This is a genomic window from Frankia sp. CcWB3, from assembly GCF_977927595.1.
The window spans coordinates 1-7,110 of record NZ_CDWRCK010000220.1 but is presented as its reverse complement, the minus strand read 5'-3'; the positions used below and the strand labels follow the sequence as shown (position 1 = coordinate 7,110).

Here is a 7,110-nt window from a genome sequence, read left to right as displayed (position 1 = left end):
GTTCGGGGTGGCCGCCGGGGGGGTGGTCGAGGCCCACCAGGCGGTGAGGGCGACCACGACCACGGCGATCACGAGCGGGACCAGGACGAGGGAATCGAGACGGGGAGCCCACCCGCCGCGCAGCGGCGGGTCACCGATGTCCAGATCCAGGTCGCCGGTGGAGACGAGGAACGTGCCGATGAGACCGCAGGCCACCAGGATGAGCCACAGCGCCGCCTCGCCGGCCTCGGTGCGCCCGGCGGACCCCGCCCAGGGCCGGGACAGGCCGCCGCGCGGTCCGGGCAACCGGCTGGAGGCGGCGACAGCGGTCGGGTCGGAGGCGCCGTCCGTCGCGCTCACCGGTCCGTACCGAGGCAGGCCGCGTAGCTGGGCACCTTCGGTGCCGACCCGGAGATCATCACGTCACCGACCACCACTGCACGGTAACGAGTCCGGTCCGCTCCCAGCGCCGGAGTTCCCCCCGAGCCGGATGCCGGAGGTGCTGGCGGGGGCGCCGGCAGGGGTGCGACGAGCCGTCCGCGATCTCGCCGGACCGGGCCTCAGCACGGGAGCGGGCCGGCCCCGACGGGGTGGACAACCGGTATCGGATGTGAGGAATCAGTCGAATTGATCGGCCGCGTTCGCGGTCCGTCGGCTCGCTCTGTACAGTGATCGACTGATGGTCGTACCTGCAGCGTTGCATCGAGAGAAGATCTTGAGCGCGAAGATGGCGATGTTCGTGGCGACGCGCCGATGCTGTTGTCGGGCCGCGTACCGGGGATTGGGGACACTGATCTCGGTAGCACCGTCGGCCAGGCGCGCCTGCTGTGCCAGCGGGTGGGTGCGACCCGTGCCATCGCTGGTGACCGCCGGCGTGGAGGAAGGAACGCGAGGGCACGGTCACGCATCGGCGCCGCGTGTGATGGATCACATCTGCTTCGAGTGGCGCGTTTACTCAAGCTGAGTGAAGATCGGTTCGCAGATCATCGAACACGGAGGGGGCCACGTTGGCCGAGCTCAGGAAAGGAACCCGGATCACCGGCGCCGAGCGGGACAAGCTTGCCGCCGAACTTCGGAAGAAGTACGAAGGTGGGCAGAGCATCCGCCTGCTCGCCGAGTCCTCTGGTCGTTCGTACGGGTTCGTCCACCGGATCCTCTCGGAGTCCGGTACGACCCTGCGCGGCCGGGGTGGTGCGACCCGGGGCACCAAGAAGAAAAGCGCCTGATCATGGCGGTCCCCGCCGCCGCTGTAGCGGCGGCGGCGGCCGGACTGCACGTGCGGGTCGCCGGGCCTCTCGTCACGATCTGGATGACGGATCCCGGTGATACCGGCGGGGCCGGCTCGTTCCCGGCTCTCGCGTCGGCGCTGGCCGGCGAACTGCGGCGGTTGACCGGTGAGGTCCGGGTCCTGGTTGTCCGGATGGGTCATCGCCCCCCACCGGCCGCTGCCCTTACCGACCCCGCACCCCGAGTGGGCGAGGAAGGGCCCGCGGACGCCGTGGGGCAGTTGTCCCCGGCCGCGGGATATCGCGCATGGCGCGACGCGATGGGGCGGGTCTCCGATCGGTCCGACCTGATCAGTGTGGCCGTCGTGGACACGACGGTCGGCGACCTCGGTCTCGCGGTGACGGTCGCCTGCGACCTGCAGGTTCTCGCCGAGGATGCGCGCTTCCGGCTGACCTGGGCGCGTGACGGCCTCCTGCCCGCGGCCGGTGCCATGGGTCGGCTGGTCGAGCTCCTCGGCTACGCGAATGCCCTGGACCTCTGCCTGACCGGCCGCGAGCTCGCCGCCGACGAAGCGGCCAGGATCGGGCTGGCCCAGCGGGTCCTGCCGCGTGAGCTGCTGGACGAGCAGGTCGGCGTGCTGGTCGCGGCGCTCCTCGCGGTTCCCCGCGACATCGCGGCCGAGGTGAAGGCGCTGATGCGCGGCGTGCGGCGCTCCCGTCCCGCTACCCGCTCCGACCGTCTCGACGAGCGGGCCGAGGACGAGGCCTGGGAACGCGTCGTCACCGCCCGCTCCGCTGCCGGTGACGACCCCGCGGCGGGGTGACCGGCAGCCCCGACCGGCTCCTGCGCCGGCTCCGTACCGGCGGTCTCCCGCTTCGGCATCCGTTTCGCTCCGTGCCGTGCCAAGCTGCAGCCAGCACGCCTGACGAGCCGCACCCGCCGCGGGAATGCCCGTCCGCAATTCCTGCTTACATCGTTACGTAGTAAGCACTACGTAACACAGTAAGCGCCGCCGCCAGGAGGGCTGATGCGACCGGGAATGGATGGTTGGTCTACGATGCGTACCTTCCAACAGGACCGTTCGGTCACCCGGACCTCGCTGCGGCCCGGTACCCTGCGCAGGATCGTCGCCTTCGCCCGTCCCCATCGGCGGCAGCTCGCCTACTTTCTCGCGCTCATCGTGCTCAGCTCGGCTGTCGGTGCGGTTGTTCCGCTGATCCTCAAGACGATCATCGATGACGGCATCGTGCGCCACCGGGTGGGGCTCGTGCAGGCGCTCGCCGCGGTCGTCGCGGGCCTGGCGTTCCTGGACGCCGGTCTGTCGCTCGCGCAGCGCTGGTTCTCGGCCCGGATCGGCGAGGGTCTGATCTACGAGATGCGCAGCCAGGTGTTCTGGTACGTGCAGCGCCAGCCGCTCGCCTTCTTCACCCGGACCCAGACCGGGGCGCTCATCAGCCGGTTGAACAACGACGTGCTCGGCGCGCAGTCGGCGTTCACCAACACGCTGTCGTCGGTGCTGTCGAATGTCCTGTCCGCCGGATTCGTGCTCGCCGCGATGCTGGTGCTGTCCTGGCGAATCACCCTCGTGTCGCTCGTGTTGCTGCCGGTATTTATTATTCCGGCCCGCTTGTTGGCGCCCCGCCTGGCCAGGCTGACCCGGGAGAGCTACGGGTTGAACGCCGAGATGAACACGACGATGACGGAACGATTCAACGTGTCCGGAGCGATGCTCGCGCAACTGTATGGTTCGGCGGAACGGGAGGACGAGAACTTCCGCGTTCGGGCCGGGCGGGTGCGTGACATCGGGGTGACCCAGGCTATGTACGGCCGCATATTCTTCGTCTCGCTCACCCTGGTCGCCTCGCTCGCGACCGCGATCGTCTACGGGATAGGCGGTCGGTTCGCTGCCCAGGGCAGCCTGGAGGTCGGCACCCTGGTCGCGCTCACGGCCTACCTCGGACGGCTGTACGGGCCGCTCACCCAGCTCTCCAACGTGCACGTCGACGTCATGACGGCGCTGGTGTCCTTCGAGCGGGTCTTCGAGGTGCTCGATCTGGAGCCAGCGATCGCCGACCGGCCGGGCGCCGTCGATCTGCCGGCCGGCGCGACGACCATCGAGTTCGATCATGTCGGTTTCCGTTATCCGGCCGCCGGCGAGGTCTCCCTGGCGTCGCTGGAGTCGGTCGCCGTACTCGACCCGCGGGTGCCCACGCCGGTGTTGCACGATGTCACCTTCCGGGTCGAGCCGGGGCAGGTGATCGCGTTGGTCGGCCCGTCCGGAGCGGGCAAGACGACGATCAGCCAGCTCGTTCCGCGCATGTATGACGTGCGGTCGGGGTCGGTACGCATCGGCGGGCACGACGTCCGCGATCTCACCCTTCGGTCCCTGCGGTCCGCCGTCGGTGTGGTCACCCAGGACGCGCATCTGTTCCACGACACCATCCGCGCGAACCTGGCCTTCGCCCGGGCGGACGCCTCGGACGAGCAGATGTGGACCGCTCTGGGCGCGGCGCGGATCGGGCTGCTCGTGCGCTCCCTGCCGGACGGCCTGGACACGGTCGTCGGTGACCGGGGCTACCGCCTGTCCGGCGGGGAGAAGCAGCGGCTGGCCATCGCCCGGCTGCTGCTGCGCGAACCGGGCATCGTCGTGCTGGACGAGGCCACCGCGCATCTCGACAGCGAGTCCGAGGCCGGCGTGCAGCAGGCGCTGACCGCCGCGCTGGTGGGACGGACATCCCTGGTCATCGCGCACCGGCTGTCCACGGTGCGCGACGCCGACCGCATTCTGGTGGTCGACGACGGGCGGATCGTGCAGAGCGGGACCCATGAGGAGCTGCTGGCCCGCGGCGGGCTCTATGCCGAGCTGTACCGGACCCAGTTTGCCCCGGCCCCGGCCGTCGGTGCTGAGGCGGGGTGGGCCGAAGGGGCCAGTGCCCCACCGGTCGGGGTCTGACTCCTGGGCCACACCCGGGCGCGCCACGTTCGGGCGGCCGGCGTCGCGCCGACCCGACAGGTGGGCGGCGACCGGCAGTGGTCCGCGGCGGGAAGGCCGCGGAGCACGGCCGCCCGTCGTGGCGACACTAAGACCCGGGCTCGGCCGGACGAAGCGGCGCGGCCGCGGGGGAGCTCCCGCCGGCCGCGCCGCCGGCGTGCACCTCCGAGGCGACAACGCTGGTCTCGGCGGGAGCCATGACGTCGGCGACGGCGATGTCGATGTCGATGTCGCCGGACGATTGGCGGTGGATGGCGGGATTTTGTTTCATACCGGCTCCGGGGGACTCGATCGTGCCCTACCGACTTCCGCATCCGAGGGAGCGGATCCCAGGAACGTCCGGCGCCCTTGCCGTCTTTCCCGTATCACGCGCGTCAACCGACAGGGGTGTGGCGCGGACGATATGAACGGTACGCCGCTGCGCGACCACGCGCAGCATATAACGGATACGCCTGATCTGACTACTTCTCGGGCCGCCGTACGCGTCTCCTGGTGGCCCCCGTGTGCAATGACCGACGATCAGTACTTAGGCTCTGGGTGTGCCCCGTAGAGCCAAGATTGTTTGTACCCTCGGCCCCGCGACCAGCTCGCCAGAGAAGGTCCGGGCCCTCGTCGACGCGGGAATGGACATTGCCCGACTAAATTTCTCCCACGGAACACACGAACAGCATGCCGTCACGTACGCGCGGGTGCGCGAGGCCGCGGAGGCGGCCGGCCGCAGTGTCGGCACGCTCGCCGACCTCCAGGGACCGAAAATCCGGCTGGGGAGCTTCGCCGACGGCGGGGTCACCCTGCTGCCCGGTCAGCGGTTCACCGTCACGATCCGTGATGTTCCCGGCGATCAGCATCAGGTCGGCACGACCTACCCGGGCCTGCCGGGCGACGTCGCGGCCGGGGATCGCGTCCTGGTTGACGACGGCCGCCTGGTCCTCCAGATCGACGGGGTGACCGACACCGATGTCCACACCACGGTCGTCATTGGCGGGCCGGTGAGCGACCACAAGGGGATGAACATTCCCAACGCCGCGCTCACCGTCTCGGCGCTCACCGAGAAGGACGCCGCTGACCTGCGGTTCGCCCTCAACCTCGGGGTGGACATGGTCGCCTTGTCCTTCGTCCGGAGTGCTGTGGACGCCGTGGCGGTGCATGCGATCATGGATGAGGTGGGGATCCGGGTCCCGGTCCACGCCAAGATCGAGAAGCCGCAGGCGGTCGCTGAACTCGACGAGATCATCGAGGCGTTCGACGGTCTGATGATCGCCCGTGGCGATCTCGGGGTCGAGCTGCCGCTCGAGGACGTGCCGCTCGTGCAGAAGCGCGCCGTCAGCCAGGCCCGGGAGCGGGCCAAGCCGGTGATCGTCGCGACCCAGGTGCTCGAGTCCATGGTCAGCGCGCCGCGGCCGACCCGTGCCGAGGCCAGTGACTGCGCCAACGCCGTCCTGGACGGCGCTGACGCGATCATGCTGTCGGCGGAGACGAGCGTCGGTGCCTACCCCATCGAGGCCGCGGCCACCATGGCGCGCATCATCGAGACCGCCGAGGCCGACCTCGGCCGGATACCGCCCCTGCGGACCGAACCGCGCACGCTCGGTGGGGCACTCGCCCAGGCCGCCGCGTCGGTAGGAGCCGCGGTCGGCGCCCGTTATCTCGTGGCCCACACCCTCAGTGGTGACACGGCCCGGCGACTTGCCCGGTACCGTACAGAGGTCCCGGTGCTGGCCTTCACGCCGATTCCGGCGGTTCGCAACCAGATGGCGCTCTTCTGGGGCGTGGAAACCTTCCTCGTGCCGTTCGCGGACAGCACGGACGAGATGGTCCGCCAGGTCGACAGCGCCCTCTTCCATATTGGCCGATGCAAGCCGGGTGAACTGGTGGTCGTCGTCGCCGGGACGCCGCCGGGCGTGGCCGGCATGACCAACATGATGCGGGTCCATCGCATCGGGGAGGCCATCTGATCCCACCGTCTGACTGACCCCACCGTCTGGCGTCAGCGTCGCATCCCTGATCTTTGATCTTTGATCCCTGGCCGAGAACTGGCCTACCTCGAGCACCCCGAGCCGCGCCGACGCCGAGTCCGCCGGTCGCCGACGGCCCGTCGGCGCGGCCACCGTTGTGCCGTTGCCGTTCTGGCACATGTCGGGCGTGAGCTGATGACTGTCATGATGATGCCGAGCTGGGCCTAGGCGGACAAGCTGGGGGCGTGGTACGGCCCGGGCCCGGTCGCCTCCGGTCCGTACCGGGTCGGCCGGCGGCCTGTTGCACACGGTGTATGTCAGGAAGTGGTGGGATGGCCGAGCAGGGAAGTGGGACGGACGGTCAGGCGTCCGACGCCCGGTCGACGAACGGCGACGCCGCGGCCAATCCCGAAACCGGAGTACCCCGGACCGGGCAGAGCGGTGGGACCACGGAGAAGACCGCACCGCGCCCGGGGGCCGGGAGGAACGCGGCCGCCACGTCCGCCCGTGCGTCGAATCCGACCTCCTCCCAGGGCGGACGAGCAGCGAGCGCGGGTCCGGCCGGCCGGAGCGGTGCGGAGCGGGCCGGAAGCCCGCAGAGCACGACAAAGACAGAGAATCCCGAAAAGCCGGGGAACCTCGGGAAGCCGGGAAACCCCGGGAGCGCGGTTGCCGCCCCGCGGCAGGGTACCGGCCGTATCCCGCCGACGTCGGTTCCACCCTTGGGAGGAGCTTCACCGGCGCGGTCCGTGGGCGGCGGGCAGCGGTCGGTGCCGCCGGCTCCCGCCCGGCCAGCCGCGGCGGACACCCCGGAATCATCGAAGCGGTCGACGCCACCGAAGACCGACACACCCGCCCAGTCTGGTTCCAGCCAGCCCGGTTCTGCCCAGCCCGGTTCCGGCCAGGGGCGCGGCGCCGTCCGACGGCCCTCGGCTTCGCGGCCCGGGCCGCCCGCCC

5 protein-coding genes and 2 pseudogenes are annotated in these 7,110 nt (G+C 70.4%); 4 read left to right on the top strand and 3 right to left on the bottom strand.

Annotation, left to right across the window (positions count from 1 at the left end; genetic code table 11):
• Nucleotides 1-339: pseudogene (locus tag ACY5KJ_RS15645) on the bottom strand (hypothetical protein); the annotation flags it as partial.
• Between the two features lie 647 nt (nt 340-986).
• On the opposite strand from ACY5KJ_RS15645, the gene ACY5KJ_RS15640 reads away from it, so the two are divergent.
• The 3 genes from ACY5KJ_RS15640 to ACY5KJ_RS15630 all read left to right on the top strand — a co-directional run bounded on the left by ACY5KJ_RS15640 (nt 987) and on the right by ACY5KJ_RS15630 (nt 4,159).
• A complete protein-coding gene (locus ACY5KJ_RS15640; protein ID WP_009399485.1) occupies nt 987-1,205 on the top strand; it encodes a helix-turn-helix domain-containing protein in 219 nt (72 codons plus the stop codon).
• A gap of 2 nt (nt 1,206-1,207) precedes the next feature.
• Nucleotides 1,208-2,029: an enoyl-CoA hydratase/isomerase family protein gene (locus ACY5KJ_RS15635; protein ID WP_462186251.1), complete on the top strand. Its 822-nt coding sequence runs from the start codon at nt 1,208-1,210 to the stop codon at nt 2,027-2,029.
• Nucleotides 2,030-2,233: 204 nt separating this feature from the next.
• The gene (locus ACY5KJ_RS15630; RefSeq protein ID WP_462203682.1) at nt 2,234-4,159 is read left to right on the top strand and encodes an ABC transporter ATP-binding protein; all 1,926 of its coding nucleotides are present in this window, start codon (nt 2,234-2,236) and stop codon (nt 4,157-4,159) included.
• A 127-nt stretch (nt 4,160-4,286) separates the two neighbouring features.
• Here the strand turns inward: ACY5KJ_RS15630 and ACY5KJ_RS15625 are convergent, their stop codons facing one another.
• Nucleotides 4,287-4,469: a hypothetical protein gene (locus ACY5KJ_RS15625; protein ID WP_462186253.1), complete on the bottom strand. Its 183-nt coding sequence runs from the start codon at nt 4,467-4,469 to the stop codon at nt 4,287-4,289.
• 268 nt (nt 4,470-4,737) lie between these two features.
• On the opposite strand from ACY5KJ_RS15625, the gene pyk reads away from it, so the two are divergent.
• A complete protein-coding gene (gene pyk, locus ACY5KJ_RS15620; RefSeq protein ID WP_462186254.1) occupies nt 4,738-6,153 on the top strand; it encodes a pyruvate kinase in 1,416 nt (471 codons plus the stop codon).
• Between the two features lie 361 nt (nt 6,154-6,514).
• Here pyk and ACY5KJ_RS15615 read toward each other — a convergent pair.
• A pseudogene (locus ACY5KJ_RS15615) lies at nt 6,515-7,110 on the bottom strand (hypothetical protein); the annotation flags it as partial.

Coding starts and splice junctions, on each gene's coding strand:
- ACY5KJ_RS15630 (WP_462203682.1), top strand. CDS start 2,234: ATGCGACCGGGAATGGATGGTTGGTCTACGATGCGTACCTTCCAACAG.
- ACY5KJ_RS15635 (WP_462186251.1), top strand. CDS start 1,208: ATGGCGGTCCCCGCCGCCGCTGTAGCGGCGGCGGCGGCCGGACTGCAC.
- ACY5KJ_RS15625 (WP_462186253.1), bottom strand. CDS start 4,469: ATGAAACAAAATCCCGCCATCCACCGCCAATCGTCCGGCGACATCGAC.